At 71.3% G+C, this 16,222-nt stretch carries 13 protein-coding genes; 12 read left to right on the top strand and 1 reads right to left on the bottom strand.

The annotated features are described in order from the left end of the window. Positions 1-97 precede the first annotated feature (97 nt). The 7 genes from ATL42_RS10800 to ATL42_RS10770 are packed head-to-tail and all read left to right on the top strand — an operon-like array spanning position 98 to position 5,539. Complete coding sequence (locus ATL42_RS10800; RefSeq protein WP_098455342.1) at positions 98-757, top strand: glycosyltransferase family 2 protein; 660 nt, start codon at positions 98-100, stop codon at positions 755-757. Then, positions 754-1,434, top strand: a complete 681-nt coding sequence (locus ATL42_RS10795; RefSeq protein ID WP_098455341.1) for a TIGR04282 family arsenosugar biosynthesis glycosyltransferase — start codon at positions 754-756, stop codon at positions 1,432-1,434. The genes ATL42_RS10800 and ATL42_RS10795 overlap by 4 nt, the downstream gene beginning before the upstream one ends. Then, the gene (locus ATL42_RS10790; protein WP_098455340.1) at positions 1,431-2,090 is read left to right on the top strand and encodes a methyltransferase domain-containing protein; all 660 of its coding nucleotides are present in this window, start codon (positions 1,431-1,433) and stop codon (positions 2,088-2,090) included. Before ATL42_RS10795 ends, ATL42_RS10790 begins: the two co-directional genes overlap by 4 nt. Further along, positions 2,078-3,343 carry a molybdopterin-dependent oxidoreductase gene (locus ATL42_RS10785; RefSeq protein WP_098455339.1) on the top strand — a complete coding sequence of 422 codons (1,266 nt, stop codon included), beginning with the start codon at positions 2,078-2,080 and terminating at the stop codon, positions 3,341-3,343. Before ATL42_RS10790 ends, ATL42_RS10785 begins: the two co-directional genes overlap by 13 nt. Beyond that, positions 3,340-3,747, top strand: a complete 408-nt coding sequence (locus ATL42_RS10780) for a hypothetical protein (protein WP_098455338.1) — start codon at positions 3,340-3,342, stop codon at positions 3,745-3,747. The genes ATL42_RS10785 and ATL42_RS10780 overlap by 4 nt, the downstream gene beginning before the upstream one ends. Positions 3,748-3,749: 2 nt before the next feature. Next, on the top strand, positions 3,750-4,433 hold the full coding sequence (locus ATL42_RS10775; RefSeq protein ID WP_098455337.1) for a response regulator transcription factor: 684 nt from the start codon (positions 3,750-3,752) through the stop codon (positions 4,431-4,433). Then, positions 4,430-5,539, top strand: a complete 1,110-nt coding sequence (locus tag ATL42_RS10770; protein ID WP_098456513.1) for a sensor histidine kinase — start codon at positions 4,430-4,432, stop codon at positions 5,537-5,539. Before ATL42_RS10775 ends, ATL42_RS10770 begins: the two co-directional genes overlap by 4 nt. Before the next feature lie 19 nt (positions 5,540-5,558). Here ATL42_RS10770 and ATL42_RS10765 read toward each other — a convergent pair whose 3' ends face one another. Further along, positions 5,559-5,810, bottom strand: coding sequence for a hypothetical protein (locus ATL42_RS10765; protein WP_098455336.1), 252 nt, complete (start codon positions 5,808-5,810; stop codon positions 5,559-5,561). On the opposite strand from ATL42_RS10765, the gene ATL42_RS10760 reads away from it, so the two are divergent. From ATL42_RS10760 to ATL42_RS10740, 5 genes are read left to right on the top strand one after another with little or no spacing between them, the layout of a single operon-like run. After that, positions 5,794-6,150 (top strand): FHA domain-containing protein, encoded by a 357-nt coding sequence (locus ATL42_RS10760; protein ID WP_245862445.1) that lies wholly within the window; start codon positions 5,794-5,796, stop codon positions 6,148-6,150. The genes ATL42_RS10765 and ATL42_RS10760 overlap by 17 nt on opposite strands. 26 nt (positions 6,151-6,176) lie before the next feature. Continuing rightward, positions 6,177-7,010 carry a PP2C family protein-serine/threonine phosphatase gene (locus ATL42_RS10755; protein ID WP_245862441.1) on the top strand — a complete coding sequence of 278 codons (834 nt, stop codon included), beginning with the start codon at positions 6,177-6,179 and terminating at the stop codon, positions 7,008-7,010. Continuing rightward, a complete protein-coding gene (locus tag ATL42_RS10750) occupies positions 7,007-8,260 on the top strand; it encodes an FHA domain-containing protein (protein WP_143556743.1) in 1,254 nt (417 codons plus the stop codon). The genes ATL42_RS10755 and ATL42_RS10750 overlap by 4 nt, the downstream gene beginning before the upstream one ends. Beyond that, positions 8,257-10,071: a serine/threonine-protein kinase gene (locus ATL42_RS10745; RefSeq protein ID WP_098455333.1), complete on the top strand. Its 1,815-nt coding sequence runs from the start codon at positions 8,257-8,259 to the stop codon at positions 10,069-10,071. Before ATL42_RS10750 ends, ATL42_RS10745 begins: the two co-directional genes overlap by 4 nt. Next, positions 10,068-16,175 (top strand): Ig-like domain-containing protein, encoded by a 6,108-nt coding sequence (locus tag ATL42_RS10740; RefSeq protein WP_098455332.1) that lies wholly within the window; start codon positions 10,068-10,070, stop codon positions 16,173-16,175. The genes ATL42_RS10745 and ATL42_RS10740 overlap by 4 nt, the downstream gene beginning before the upstream one ends. The last annotated feature ends 47 nt before the right edge of the window (positions 16,176-16,222 follow it).

Genomic DNA, 16,222 nt, shown 5'->3' with positions numbered 1-16,222 from the left:
TCCGATCCTGCGCTGATCGGAGGATCGCCGTACTCGTCAGACTTCCGTAATGCGTTCTGACCAGCGCAGGCAGACCGCGTCGCCTAGCGTGGTCAGCATGCCAGTGCAATGTGATCTCATCCTCCCGTGCAAGGACGAGGCGGCCGCGCTCCCCGCGCTCCTCGCTCTCGTGCCCGCAGGCTTCGGCGTCATCGTCGTGGACAACGGTTCTGTCGACGGGACCGCGGAGGTCGCTGTGCGCTGCGGGGCCCGGGTCGTCTCCGAGTCCGTCCCTGGGTACGGGGCTGCCGTCCATGCCGGGGTGCTGGCCTCGACCGCCGAGTACGTCGCGGTGCTCGACGGCGACGGGTCGATGGATCCCCGTGAGCTCGAGCCCATGCTGGCGAGCGTCGTCGCCGGTGAGGCGACGATGGCGCTCGGTCGTCGTCGTCCCGTCCGGGCCGGGGTGTGGCCGTGGCACGCGCGGGCCGGTAACGCGGCCGTCGTGTGGTGGCTGCGCCGGCGGACCGCGCTCCCGGTGCGCGACATCGCGCCGGTCCGGGTGTGCCGACGAGAGGACCTGCTCGCCCTCGGCGTGCAGGACCGACGGTTCGGCTACCCCGTCGAGCTGCTCGTCGCGGCGCACCGGGCAGGCTGGGTGCTCGCCGAGACAGACATCAGCTATCACCCTCGGGCGACAGGAACACGGTCGAAGGTGTCGGGGTCGCTCGTCGGCTCGGTGCGGACCGCACGTGACTTTGCGCGCGTGCTCCGATGAGCGCCCCGGTCGTCATGATCATGGCGAAGGCACCCGTCCCAGGACAGGTCAAGACGCGGCTCGCGTCGACCGTCGGGCCGGACTTCGCTGCGCGGCTGGCCGCCGCCGCGCTGCTCGACACGCTCGACGCGTGCGAGCAGGCGTTCGGGATCGGTCGCTGCCACCTCGCTCTCGCAGGTGACCTGCAGGCGGTCCAGGACGACGAGCTCCTGGCACGGCTGGACCGCTGGACCGTGCACCACCAGCGCGGCGACGGCCTCGCCGAGCGGATCGCCAACGCGCACCGCGACGTCCACGCCGTCGCCGGAGCACCTGTCGTCCAGGTCGGCATGGACACGCCCCACGTCAGCCCGGACGTGCTCAGCCACGTCTCCGACGTCGTCGGTGGAGGCGTCCCCGTCCTCGGTCTCGCCGAGGACGGTGGCTGGTGGGTCCTCGCGACGGCCGCGCCCGGGCTGGTCGACGGGCTCGAGCAGGTCCCGATGTCCACGCCCGGCACCGGGCGAGCGACCTGGGACCTCCTGCACTCTCAGGACGCCGGCGTCGTCGAGGCTCCGACCATGCGCGACGTCGACGTCGTCGCCGACGCCGTGCACGTCGCAGCGCTGGCCCCCGCGACGAGGTTCGCACGGAGCTGGCTCGCGGGCCACGACGTGCGCGCAGGGAGTGCGACATGAGCGTCGGAGTCGGCTTCGCGAGCGTGTTCACCGACGCGCTGAGAGGCGAGGCGTGCACCATCGTCGGGATGGCCCCCGAGCCGCAGATCATGCCGGTCCACCGCTGGGTGAGCACGGCCGACGCGAGCGACCGTGCGGTCCTGGCCCACTGCACCGGCGCGACGATCGACCTCGGTTGCGGTCCCGGCCGGATGGCCGAGCACCTCGTCGGGCGCGGGGTCGTCGTGCTCGGGGTCGACCTCGTCCCCGAGGCCGTGGAACAGACCCGCGCGCGCGGTGTCCGGGCGCTGCAGGCCGACATGTTCGGCCCGCTGCCAGGAGAAGGCCGGTGGTCGACCGCTCTGCTCGCCGACGGCAACGTCGGGGTCGGCGGCGACCCGCTGCGGCTCCTCCGACGCGTGCGCGGCCTCATCGCCGTCGGCGGCCGCATCGTCGTCGACCTCGCCCCGCCCGGGACCGGGCTGCAGGTCCACACGGTCCGGCTGCGCACCGGTGACAGGCAGTCCCGACCGTTCCCGTGGGCCGTGCTCGGCGTCGATGCGCTCGCGTCCGTCGCGGCGTCCGCGGGGCTCGAGGTCGACGCGGTCCACGACCACGACGGCCGCTGGGTCGCCCTCCTGAGCCGCGGACCTGAGGAACCGGCATGCCTCGCCTGAGACTGCCGAAGGAGGAGGACTTCTCGTCCCGGCTCCGAGGCCCTGCTGTCGCCTCGCGGGTGGGGTTGTGGCTCGGCATCTGCTTCGTGGTCGCCTTTGTCACCGGGCTCTACAGCCACGTCTCCCAGGAGGCCGTGCCGTGGTTCACGCTGCCGACGCGGCCCTCCTGGGCCTACCAGGTGTCGCAAGGCCTGCACGTCATCAGCGGCACGGCAGCGGTCCCTCTCCTGCTGGTCAAGCTGTGGTCCGTCTTCCCGAAGCTCTTCGCCCCGCCACCGTGGACGAAGCCACGCACAGAGCTCGTGCTCAACGCGCTCGAGCGGGCGTCCATCGGCGTGCTCGTCGCCGCCGCGATCTTCCAGCTCGTCACCGGCCTGGCGAACTCGGCCCAGTGGTACCCGTGGTCCTTCGGTTTCCGGTCCACCCACTACGCCGTCGGGTGGATCGCCATCGGAGCCATCCTCGTGCACGTCGCCGTGAAGCTGCCGGTCATCAGGCGCGCGCTCGGCAGCGACGTCGACGACGACTCGGACGACGGCCCGGACGACGCACCGGCCGAGAGCCCGCACGACACCCCGGTCGAGGCCGCGGACGACACGTTGGCTGAGGCCACGGCCGGTCGGGCAGCCGCTCCAGAGGAGGTCGACGAGACCACCGGCGGCCTCAGCCGACGCGGGCTCCTGCGCACCACCTGGGTTGCCGCCGCGCTCGTCGTGCTCGGCACGGCCGGATCCACCGTGCCGTTCCTCCGCCAGGTCTCCGTCTTCGGCGTCCGCTCCGGCGACGGCCCCGGCGGGATCCCCATCAACCGGACCGCAGCCGCCGCACAGGTCACCGAGACAGCGGTCGCCGACGACTACCGGCTCACGGTCGTCCACGGCGATCGCGAGGTGCAGCTCACGCGCGAGGATCTGGCAGGCATGGTGCAGCACAGCGCGGTGCTCCCGATCGCCTGCGTCGAAGGATGGAGCGCGACCGGCGAGTGGACCGGAGTCCGGGTCAGAGACATCGTCGCCCGGGTCGACGCCCCCGACGGAGCCGCCGTGATCGTCTCCTCGCTCCAAGAGCGCGGCGCCTTCCGCGAGACCCGGCTGCCCGCCAACTTCGTCGCCGCCGACGACACCCTCCTCGCGCTGCAGCTCGGCGGAGAACCGCTCAGCCTCGACCACGGCTACCCGTGCCGGATCATCGCGCCGAACCGTCCTGGGGTGCTCCAGACCAAATGGGTCTCCCGGCTCGAGGTCGAGGTATGAGGCTCCTCCGCGTGCTCATCCTCGCCGCCGGGCTCGTGATCGGAGCGGTCGGAGCCGTGCACCTCGTCGAGGGCGGGCTGACGAACCTCGTCGCCGCCTCCACGTGGCTCCTCGGCGGCGTCGTCGTGCACGACGCGATCATCGCGCCGCTCGTCATCGCGCTCGGCGCCCTCGTCGCCACCCTCCTGCCACGATGGGCACGAGCCCCCGCAGCGTCCGCGGCTGTCGTGCTGGGGACGATGACGCTCGTCGCCGTGCCCGTGCTCGGACGGTTCGGTGCACGATCAGACAACCCCACCCTCCTCGACCGCCCCTACGGGACCGGTTGGCTGGTGTTCGCAGGGCTCGTCCTGGCGGTCGCCGCCGTCGGCGCGGCCGTCCGCCGGCACAGAGAGAAGGACTGACGATGGCAGACGTGCTCGTGGTCGACGACGACCGTACCGTGCGGGAGGTCGTCGTGTCCTACCTCCGCTCGGGAGGCCACCAGGTGGTCGACGTGGGCGACGGCGAGAGCGCGCTCGCAGCGATGCGCCGCAGGCCTGCGGACCTCGTGGTCCTCGACCTCATGCTGCCGGGCATCGACGGCCTCGAGGTCTGCCGCCGCCTGCGCGAGACGGGCGAGGTCCCGATCGTCATGCTCACGGCGCTCGGGTCCGAGACCGACCGGGTCGTCGGCCTGCAGCTCGGAGCGGACGACTACCTCACCAAGCCGTTCAGCCCTCGCGAGCTGGTGCTGCGGGTCGACTCCGTCCTGCGCCGTGCAGGCCAGCGGGCCGAGGCTCCTGGCCCTGCGGTGATCAGCCACGGCGACCTCGTCATCGACGCGGCGAAGCGCATCGCCACCCGGGCGGGCGAGCGGGTGGCCCTCACGGCGCGAGAGTTCGACCTCTTGCGGTTCTTCGTCGCCAACCCCGGCGTCGTGTGGTCGCGCGACCAGCTCTTGCGGGACGTGTGGGGATGGTCGTTCGGCGACCAGTCGACCGTGACGGTGCACGTGCGCCGTCTGCGGGAGAAGGTCGAGACCGACCCGACCCACCCGGAACGCCTCGTCACCGTCTGGGGCGTCGGCTACCGGTGGGAGACCGCATGAACCGCGACACGCTCATCGTCATCGCCATCGCTGCTGGCTGGTCCTTCGCGGTGGGGCTCGGCGGAGTCTCGCTGGCCTGGCTGCTGCGTCGCCGCTCCGTCCGCTGGACCGCCTCGTTGTCGGCTCTCGTCGCGGTCGGTGGGATCGTCGCGGGGGTGGTCGGGACCGCGCAGGCGATGTTCTTGTCGGGTCACGACATGAGCGTCGTCATCGTCGTGTGCATCGTGTCCGGGCTCGTGTCGGTGAGCTTCGCCCTGTGGGTCGGGGACCGCGTGGTGCACTCTGCACGGTCGTTGCGCGACTCCGCGACGAAGTTCGGTGAGGGCGGTCCCTTCGTCGGTGCCGAGATCGGTCCCCACGAGTTCGACGAGATCTCGCGCGAGCTGACGCGCAGCAGCGACCGGCTGCGGGAGGCCGCCGACCGTGAGCGCCGGCTCGAGGAGTCGCGCCGCGAGCTGGTCGCGTGGGTCTCCCACGACCTGCGCACCCCGCTCGCCGGGATCCGGGCCATGTCGGAGGCCCTCGAGGACGGCATGGCCGAAGAACCGATGCGGTACTGGTCCCAGATGCGCACCGAGGTCGACAGGATGGTCCGGATGGTCGACGACCTCTTCGAGCTCTCGCGCATCCATGCCGGTGCGCTCCAGCTGTCGGTCGAGACGTTCTCGTTGGGCGACCTCGTGAGCGAGACCCTCGCGGGAGCCGACCCGGTCGCCCGGGCACGACGGGTGCACGTCGGGGGAGCCGTCGACCCGGGCGTCCTCGTGCGGGCCGACCCCAACGCGCTGGCGCGGGTCGTGGCCAACCTCGTGATGAACGCCATCCGGCACACGCCCTCCGACGGGTCGGTCCAGATCGACGCGCGCGCCGACCACGACATGGTCGAGCTGAGCGTCAGCGACGCGTGCGGAGGGATCCCGGCCGCGGACCTCAACCGGGTCTTCGACGTCGCGTGGCGCGGCAGCCACGCACGGACTCCTGGCGCCGACACCGGTGCGGGGCTGGGGCTCGCGATCGTCAAGGGACTGGTCGAGGCGCACCGCGGCACGGTCGTCGTCGCGAACCATGCTCCCGGGTGCACGTTCGTCGTCCGGATCCCCGCGTAGGCTCGTCGGCGCCGCTGCATCACAGACTCAGCACGAAGTCGTCAGAGAGCGCCAGGACCACCCGCAGACGGGGTATCCTTCGCGTGATCGTCGCGCGCACCGCCACGCGCTCGTGAGCCCTCGTCGAAGGCTGCACGCGGACGACGGCCCCGCCCCAGACCACCAGCCACACCCCACCACCGCACACCACCGCACGCTGCCGAGCATCGCCGAGCACTGCCGAGCAGCATGCCGTGACCAGGAAGAGGTGCACCGTGAACCCGTCGAGCACATCTCCTGTCGTGCTGCGGTTCTCCGACGGGCACAGCGTGCTCCTGCGCGGCATGACGCTCGTCGGGCGCAACCCGCAGCCCGACCCCGGCGAGGTCGTGACCGACCTCGTGGCGCTGGCCGACCCGGCACGCTCGGTCTCGAAGACGCACCTGCTCGTCGGCATGGACGCCACGGGGCTGTTCGTCACGGACCGCGACTCGACGAACGGCACGCTCGTCACTCTTCCGGACGGCCAGCAGATCCTCTGCGCCGCAGGCCAGTCCATCCGCGTCGCACCTGGCTCGGTCGTCACGTTCGGCGACTTCAGCCTCGTTCCCGACTTTCATGAGCACGGCTGAGGGGACTGCCACCAGAGATGCACACCATGTGGGGCTCATCCACCGACACCGGCCGTGTCCGCACGCTCAACGAGGACGCGCTCCTGGCCTACCCACCGATCTTCCTCGTCGCAGACGGGATGGGAGGCCACGAGGCCGGAGACGTCGCGAGCCGGATCGTCGTGGACGAGTTCTCCCTCCTCGTGGGACGGCCGTTCGTCGGGATCGAGGACGTCCACGAGTGCTTCTCTCGCGCCGCAGCGCGCCTGCGGGAGACCCTCGGCACGCGCAGCGGCGGCGCCACCGTCGCCGGTGCCGCGATCGCGATGTACGACGACGCGGCGTACTGGCTCGTGTTCAACATCGGGGACTCCCGCGTCTACCGCGTCTCCGGAGGCGAGCTCGAGCAGGTGAGCGTCGACCACTCTGTCGTGCAAGAGCTCATGGACGCAGGCGAGATCGACCAGGAGCACGCGTCGGTCCACGTCGACCGTCACGTGGTCACGCGGGCGCTCGAGACGGACTCCACGCCGGAGCCGGACTACTGGATGATCCCGGCAGGTGCCCACGACAGACTGCTCATATGTTCTGACGGACTGACCGATGAGTTGGACGATGAGAAGATCCATGTCGGGCTCACCTTGATCGGCGATCCGCAAGAGGCCGCCGAGTCGCTCGTGCACGCCGCGGTGGCGGCAGGCGGGCGCGACAACGTGACCGCTGTCGTCGTCGACGTCGCGACGATCTGGCACGGCCTGAGCTCGGACGAGCGCACGCACAGCTATGACGACGACGAGCTGCCGTCGACGGACCCGCTCGCCGAGTGGGACGAGCAGACGCACGGAGCCACGCGTCCGAGACCTCGGACGGTGCCTGCATGATCGTCCCCACCTATGTCGCGGGCGACTGGTTCGCCGTCATCACGGACGGTGCGGTCGCGCTGCTGCCCGGAACCGTCCTGGACGAGAAGGTCGCCGAGGTCTGGGAAGCGCTCCGGGAGAGCCCCGACCTCACGCACGGCCTCACCGTCCTCGCTCGAGGCGGGCTCGTCGGGCTGCCGCCGTTCGCGCTCGTCTCCGTCGTCGAGGGACACGTACGCGGGTTCTTGCGCGGCAACGTCCGGCTGCTCGTCGCCGACGCGTCAGGAACCACGGGGTACACCGCGACCCACGTGGCGACCTGGGCCGAGATCAACGTCCCCGACGCGGGTGCCCTGACGGTCGCCGTCCCGGCGGACCTCGCGCCGCGCGGTCGCCAGGTCCGCATGCCTGCTCTGGCTGCGGTCGTCCGCGCGTCGAGCGTCGAGGTCACGCTGCGCTCGGCCGCAGCCGCACCGTCCCTGCTCGCGGCCCCGCCGGAGCCCGGCGCGACCGGGAACGCCACGACGACAGCGCGCGACGGCATCGACCGCGGACCGGCGCCTCGGCCCTCGCACCGTGCCGGGTCCTCCGACGAGTGGTCGTCCGGCGTCGCGATCCCGAGCAACGGTCCTGTACCGCGCAGGGCTCTCGAGCCGTACCCGGCGCCGGCGCCGGCAGAGACGACCGTCGCCCCGCGGACCAGGACGCCCGCGCCAGAGACGGCACCTGCCCCGGCGATCTCCGCGCCCACGACGACGATCTCGACACCGACCGCCGCCGTACCGGTCGTCCCGCGACAGCCCGACGAGGAGGACGACGACTCGGAAGCCAGCACGGTCCTCAGCTCGAGCCTCGTCGAGATCCGCAAGCAGATGCCCGGCTGGCAGCAGGACTTCGTCCCCGGCCCGTTCTCGGTGCCTCCCGTCCCGAAGGTGCACAAGATCCGCATGGCGTCAGGCCTCGTCGTCCCGCTGGACCGGGCCGTGCTCATCGGGCGCGCGCCGGTCGTCTCACGCGTCGCTGCCCGCGACCTCCCGCGCCTCGTGACGGTCGCGAGCCCGAACCAGGACATCTCGCGCACCCACGCGCAGGTCCGCGCAGACGGGGACGACGTGCTCGTCACCGACCTCAACTCGACCAACGGCATGCTCATGACGGACCCGGGGCAGCCTGCGCGGCGGCTGCGGTCCGGAGAACCGACACCCCTCCTCCCGGGCGCGCTCGTCGACCTCGGTGACGGCGTGACCTTCGTGCTGGAGAGTGACGGATGAGCTCGCGCCGCCAACCGTCGATCCCCCCGAAGATCCCGGGCTACGAGTACGTCCGCCTCCTCGGCATGGGTGGCTTCGCCGACGTGTTCGAGTATCGCCAGGAGCTCCCGCGGCGTTCTGTCGCGGTCAAGGTGCTGCTCGGCGGGTCTCTCGACCAGGACGCGCGGGAGGCGTTCTTCGGCGAGGCGAACGTCATGGCGCAGCTCTCTCACCACCCGTCGATCGTCACGATCTACCAGGCGGACATCGCGGCGGACGGTCGACCGTTCCTCGTCATGGAGTACTGCTCCCGCCCGAGCCTCGGCGCCCGCTACCGGACCGAGCGCTTCACGGTCGCCGAGGTGCTCCGCACGGGCATCCGGGTCGCGTCCGCCGTGGAGGCGGCGCACCGGCTCGGGATCCTCCACCGAGACATCAAGCCCGCGAACATCCTGGCGACCGACTTCGGGTGGCCGGCCCTCACCGACTTCGGTATCGCGTCCACCCTCGGCTCGTCGGCCGCTGCGACCGGCATGTCCATCCCGTGGTCAGCACCCGAGCTGCTCGCTGAGCACCCGGTGGGTGACGCCCGCGGCGACGTCTACTCCTTGGGGGCGACGCTCTACACGCTCGTGGCCGGCCGCTCGCCCTTCGAGCTCATCGGTCGGAGCAACACCCCGGCCGAGCTGCTCTCACGCATCGAGCGCAGCCCGTTGCCACCGATCCAGCGCCAGGACGTGCCCGCTGGGCTGGCGGCCGTGCTCGCGCGCTCGATGGCGAAGGACGCAGAGCGCCGGTTCAGCAGCGCGCTCGCCCTCGCGCACGCCCTCCAGCAGGTCGAGCGGTCCATGCAGCTGCCTGTGACGAGCATCGATCTCGCCGAGGTGACCCCCGCGGGCGGGCAGCCCGACGTCCACGGCACGAGCGGCTCCTCGGGGACCTTCTCCGACCCGGACTTCGACGGTGGCGTCGACGACTCGAGCCTTCCCGGAGCGGACCAGGCCACCCGGATGCGGCCCATCACGAGCATCGCCCCGTACGCGGGCGGGGGCACCTCCTCGGACGACGCAGCGCGCGCCGCCGCGCTCGACGACGAGTCGACGAGGCTGCGCCCGATCACGACCATCTCTCCGGGGACCTCCGGTGCGCCTGCAGCCCAGACCGGTGGACAGCAGGTGGACGGGCCTGCCGGGCCCGCGCCTGCCGGCGGCGTCTCCGTCGGCACCGTGAGCGCACCGTCCGGTGAGACTTCCACGCAGGTGCCCGGCTCCGCCCACGGACGGCTCCCCTCCGTGGCCGGGTTCCCGCCGGCGCCCGGTGCGGCGCAGTTCTCGCACGAGCCCGGCGCGCAGCGCACCCGGCACTACGCACGCTCCACCGACCCTTCTCTCGACGACAGCCCCGCACCGGTCTCGATCGGGCGCCGCATCGTCGCAGCAGGCAGCGTCGTCGTCGTGGTGGTCGCGCTCCTGCTCGTCGCCTACGAGACCGTCGGACGAGACGCCCTCGCGAACCCGCAGGAGACCCAGGGCGCCACCCAGGCACCGACGCTCGTCGGCGGCTCGGTCGTGCCCGGTCCCACGAACCTCGTCGGGGTCGTCCAGGGGGACGGCACGGCCGTCTTCGAGTGGACCAACCCTGACGCGCAGGACGGCGACGCGTACCTCTGGCGGATCGATGCCCCGGGCAGCACGTCACCGGTCGAGCGCATCGACAGCCCCCTCGTCACGGTCGACGTCCCGCAAGGACAAGACAGCGTCTGTATCGAGGTCTCGATCGTCCGTTCGGACGGCCGCGCGACCACGACACCGGTCGAAGGATGCACCGAATGAAGCTCTTCCAGCGCACGGCACGCGCCTCGCGGGCAGGGAGCGGGCGCGGTCCGAGCCCCACCGTCGTCGCAGGCGTCACGGTCCCGGCCGTCCTCGCCGTGCTCGCGATCATCAACCCTGGCGTGAAGATCGCCGAGATCGAGCTCAACGACGGAGCCGTCTGGGTCACGAACTCGCAAGGGCTCAAGCTCGGCCGCTACAACGGGACCGTCCAGGAGCTCAACGGCGGGCTCATCGCCACGGACCCGATGTTCGACGTCCTCCAGGACGCCCAGGACGTCCTCCTCGTCGAGCCGAGCAAGGTCTCCGTCGTCGACCCGGCGTCGGTGACGCTCTCGACGCAGGCGGACGTCCCCCTCGGCTCTCGTGTCGACATGGCCGGCGGCGTCGTGTCGGTCGTCGCCGTGGACGGTTCCGTGTGGGTCCGGACCACGGACTCCCTCGCGACGATCGACCCCGCGGTCGACGGCGAGCTCGAGCTGGGCGAGGGCGCGATGGCGACCGTCACGCGCGACGGCGCCGTCCTCGCGGTCGACCCCACCGACGGCTCGGTGCACCGGGTCGACCTCTCCGACGGTGACGAGCCGAGTGAGGTCGGCACGCTCGCCGACGCGGCCGGGGTCCGTCCCGACGAGGTCGCCGCGGTCGGCGACGAGCTCGTGATGATCTCGGGGACGACCGTGTACTCCGAGTCCTGGTCCGTGGACGTGAGCGACCACGGAGCACGACCGGTGCTCCAGCAGACGTCCGCCGCAGCGGGTTCCGTCCTCGTTGCGACGACGACCTCCTTGCTCGAGATCGACCTCGACAGCGGAGACGTCGACGTGCGGGAGACCGGCGGCGCCGGCGCCCCGGCGCGCCCGGTCCGCGTCGCCGGCTGCGACTACGCAGCCTGGGCCTCGACGGCGAGCAACTATGTGGAGACGTGCGGCACGAACGACCCGACGGTCGTCGACCTCGAAGCCATGACGACGACGAGCAACCTCGTCTTCCGCGTCAACCGCTCGGTCGTCGTGCTCAACGACACCGTCGACGGTCGCCTCTGGCTGCCGACCGACCTGCCCAAGGTCCAAGAGCCCAACTGGCAGGACATCGAGCAGGAAGAAGAGCCGGAGGACCAGCAGGACACGTCCGACGACGTCCAGACGGCCCAGCAGCTCCTCACCCAGTGCACAGAGCAGTCCGCGGTGCCCGGAGCAGCAGACGACGTGATCGGTGTGCGCGCCGGACGGACGTCGGTCCTCCAGATCCTCGGCAACGACACCGCCGGTGAGTGCGGCATCATCGCCGTCAGCACGTTCGACCAGATCCCGGAGACGTTCGGCTCCCTGGAGTCGATCTACGGCGGGCGCGACCTCCAGCTCTTCGTGCAGCCGGAGGCCACCGGCAGCGTCACGTTCACCTACACGATCACCGACGGGCGCGGCCAGAACCCGCCCTCGACCGCGACGGTCGAGCTCACGGTGCACGACGCCTCGTCCAACGAAGACCCCGTCCAGGTGCGCACCGGTGCCGTCGAGGTCGAGCAGGGCGCTCTCATCGAGTACGACGCGCTCGCGAACTTCACCGACCCTGACGGCGACGACCTCGTCCTCTCGGGCGCGAGCACAGACGGGTCAGGCTCGGTGCGGACCCGGCAGGACGGCATGGTCACCTTCGTCGCCGCCGACGACCAGCTCGGCCGCCAGACGGTCCAGCTCACCGTGACGGACGGGACGAGCAGCGTCGTCGGCGAGATGTTCGTCGACGTGCGCGCCGCAGGCTCCCTGCCGCCGACCATCGACCCTGTCCATGCGGTGACGTACGTCGACGCGCCGGTCGAGGTCGACGTGCTCTCCTCTGTCCGCAGCGCGTCGCGCGAGCCCGCCCGGCTCGCTGCGGTCGACGAGGTCGCCGGCACGACGATCGTCCCGAAGCTCGACGACGGTGCCTTCACGTTCTCGGCAGCCAACACGGGCACCTACTACGTGAGCTTCACGGTCACGGCGCCGCCCCAGCAGTCCATCGGTCTCGCCCGTATCGACGTCCTGGAGTGGCCAGGCACCCCGCTGCCGCCGATCGCCGTCCGTGACGTCGCGCTCCTGCCCGTCGGCGGCGAGGTGACGGTCGACCCGCTGGCCAACGACACCGACCCGAACGGCGGTGTGCTCGTCCTGACGTCGGCGTCGTCGTCTCCTGACTCCGCGATGCAGATCGCGATCCTCGAGCACCGGCTCATCCGCGTCACGTCGTTGCGTGCGCTCGAGGCGCCCGAGACGATCAGCTACGTCGTGTCGAACGGGGTCGCCGAGACCCGGGGCGAGATCCTCGTCCAGCCCGTCCTGCCGTCGGCCGAGCAGCACGCCCCGGTCGTCCAGGACATCGAGGTGTCCGTCCGCACCGGCGGGGTCGTGACGATCCCCGCGCTCGAGTACGCCTACGACGCCGACGGCGACACGATGGAGCTCGTCCCAGAGCTTGCCGAGCCGCTCGGCGACGGCCAGGGGCTCCTCTTCGTCTCCGGTGACCAGCTCCGCTACCAAGCGCCGTCGACCCCCCTCACGGCGAGCGCGACCTTCAGCGTCCGGGATACCGCGCTCAACGTGGGTTCGGCGCGGCTCACCGTCAGCGTCCACGCATCCTCAGCAGCCACGAAGTCGCCCCCGCTCCCCAAAGACATCACCTCGCGGACGTTCGCGGGGGAGACGGTCCGCATCAACGTCCCGCTCGTCGGGATCGACAGCGACGGTGACGGCGTCATCCTCCTCGGGCAGGGGGACACCCCTCCGACGAAGGGGCGCATCGTCTCGGTCGGCGCGAGCTGGATCGAGTACGAGGCGTTCCCGGGAGAGACCGGGACGGACACGTTCACGTACGCGGTCGAGGACTGGGTGGGTCAGCGGGCTGTCGCGACGATCCGTGTGGGGATCGCCCCGCGGCCGAGCGAGCCGCTGCCGATCGTCGCGCGCGACGACGAGGTGACCCTGCAGCCCGGGCAGCTCGTCGAGGTGCTGGTGCTGCGCAACGACGTCGACCCGTCGGGTGGTGAGCTCTACCTGTCGCCCGACCTCATCGTCCCGGAGGGTGCGGTCGCACGCGCCGAGGGGCGACGCATCGTCGTGGAGGCGCCGCCTGATCCGACGGACCCCATCACGATCGCGTACACCGTGACGAACGACCGCGGCGGGCAGGCGACAGCCGTGCTCACGGTGCGCGTCGTCGCCGACGCCGTGATCCTGCCTCCGGTCGCGAGCGACGTCCGCGTGGCCCCGATCGAGGTCGTCGACAAGACGAGCATCGAGGTCGACGTCTTCGAGGTTGCGGAGAACCCCTCAGGACCGTTGAGCGACCTCACGGTGTCCATCCCGAGGAGCCACTCGTCGGTCGCGAGCGTGCTGCCGTCCGGGAAGGTGCTGGTGACCCTCTCGGACGAGGCGCAGACGGTGCCGTACCTCCTGACGAACACGAGCTCTGACGCGGGCGGGGTCCACGCGTACGCGTTCATCACGGTCCCGGCGCTCGGAGACTTCCCGCCGGTGCTGCGACCGAAGGCGCGTGCCCTGCGCGTGGCGTCGGGCGGGGAGCTCATCATCCCGATCGCGGAGTTCGTCCAGGTGGGCACCGCGAAGACGGCGCTCATCTTCAGCCCGGACAAGGTGAGCGCGACACGCTCCGACGGCACCTCGCTCGTCGTGGACGACACGACGCTGCGCTTCCGGTCGGCTCCCGACTACGTGGGGCCCGCGTCGATCACCTTCGAGGTGACCGACGGGATCTCTGGGACCGACACGACGGGCCGGCGCGCCACGCTCACCCTGTCCATCACCGTGTTCACGGAGGACGACTACCCGCCGACGTTCGTCCCGAGCACTCTCGAGATCCCGCAGGGAGACGCCGCGAGCGCCGTGGACCTCTTGGCGTTCACGACCGGCCCCGAGGGCGCCGACGAGGCGCAGCCGTACACGTTCCGCCTGGCGAGCACGCCGCCTCCGGGTTTCGCCGTCAACCTCGCGGGCACCGAGCTGAGCGTCAGCGCGTCTGCTGACGTGGCGCGCGGGACGACGGGCTCGGCACAGCTGACTCTCGGGTACGGGCGTGCGGGCACCCTCGACGTGACGATCAACTTCAAGGTCGTGGCGAGCCAGCGCGTCCTCGCGAGCGTCTCCGACTTCGTCCTCGACGGCGCTGCCGGCAAGGAGAGCCGCGTCGACGTCCTCGCCACAGGTGTGCTCAACCCGTTCCCGGGCGAGGCTCTCACGGTCGTGTCGGCCACGGTCGAGACGGTGGGCGCCGGCACCGCGTCGGTGTCTGGTGCGGCCGTCCTCGTCAAGCCTGCTGAGGGCTTCGTCGGCCGGATGGTCGTCCGCTATCGCGTGCGTGACGTGACGGGCGACCCGCTGCGGGTGGTCGAGGGGCGGGTGACGGTCAACGTCCGTGACGTCCCGGTCGCACCGGTCGCACCCCGGGTCGGGGAGATCTCGAACCAGACTCTCGTCCTCTCGTGGGACGCGCCCGACTCGCGCGGCGCACCGATCACCGGGTACCGGCTCACCCGGTCCGGCGGGGGCCAGACGACGCTGTGCGCGACGACCACGTGCACCCTCACCGGGTTGACGAACGGCACGGAGTACACGTTCACGGTGGCTGCCCAGAACGCTGTGGGCTGGTCTAAGGAGTCCGCAGCGAGCGTGAAGGCGGTTCCCGACGCGGTCCCCGGGATCCCGGGAGCACCCGTCCTCGAGTTCGGTGACGGGCTGGTCAACGCGAGCTGGGCGGCCCCCGCCAACGTCGGTACGCCCATCACGCAGTACACGGTCGAGATCTCGCCGCTGCCGGCGTCGGGCCGCTCGACCCAGACGACTGCGGGCACGTCCGTGACGTTCACGGGGCTGACGAACGGGACGGACTACCAGGTGCGCGTGCGCGCGCACAACAAGGCGACACCGCTCGAGGGCGGCTCGTGGGGTCCGTGGTCCGACTCGATCCGTCCGGCGGGCGCCCCTGGCGCGCCGTCCGTGATGGCGAGCCGCGTCGACAGCAAGAAGATCGCTGTCACGTGGACCGCCCCTGCTTCCAACGGGGACCCTGTCGCGGGGTACACGCTCACCATCACGAGCAACAACAGCTCTCCTGTCGTGCTCCAGCCCGACGGCGCGACGACGAGCTATTCCTTCGACTCGGCGGTCGACGGCGAGACGTACACCTTCAGCGTGCGGGCACGGAACAAGGCCGGGACCGGCCCTGCCGGAACGGCCTCTGCGTCGACCTTCTCGCCACCGGGTGCGCCGACGTCGCCGAGCGTCTCCATCGACGGGGCAGCCACTGCTTTCGGCAGCGCCCGAGCGACCCTGTCCTGGGCGGCGCCGGTCAAGACCGGTGGTAGCGGCGTGCTCATCTCCTCCTACGAGATCGAGGGCGTCGGGAGCGTCGGGAACGTCACGAGCTATGCGCTCACCGGCCTGCCCGGAGGTACCGCTATCGCTCCGCGGAAGGTCCGCGCCTGCAACGACCGAGGCGCGTGCGGCGAGTGGACGACGATCTCCACGACGTCCGTCCCGACCACGGTCCCGGCGGCGCCGACAGTCACCAACACCACGCCGGCGAGCACCACCGAGGAAGTGACCTTCACTGTCGCTGCGGGCGGCGCCGGCGGGTCCCCGATCACCGGGTACCAGTGGAGCAGCGACGCAGGAGTCACGTGGAACGCGTTCTCCGGAGGATCGTTCACCGTGTCGAAGCCCGGGGGCGGCGCGGTCGCGGTCCGGGTCCAGGCGCAGAACGGCGTGGGATGGAGCACCTCGGGACAGCAGAGCGCCACCGCGCTCGTGCTCGGCCCGCCGGGCGCACCGTCGGTGACGGTCTCCACGAGCGGCGCGGGCCGGCTGAGCTTCGGATGGACCGTGCCGGTGCTCAACGGCAGCGAGATCCAGCGCTACCGCTATCGGGTCACGGCCCTTGAGAACGGGGCCTTCGTCACCTCCGGCGGTCAGGGCAACGTCGACTCCACCGTGCTCTCCGTCACCGACTACTCGGTTCAGCCCGGGACATATCGGGTCGAGGTCTGGACCGAGAGCACCCGGGGCGAGGGCGCCACGGGGACGAGCGCCCAGATCGTCGTCGGCTGACCCATGACGAGCCCACCGAGCAGAACAACCACCACCGCGCCATATCT

Source organism: Sanguibacter antarcticus (assembly GCF_002564005.1).
GTDB lineage: Bacteria > Actinomycetota > Actinomycetes > Actinomycetales > Cellulomonadaceae > Sanguibacter > Sanguibacter antarcticus.
Note: the sequence above shows the minus strand (reverse complement) of the source record. Positions and strands in the feature narration are given on the sequence as shown.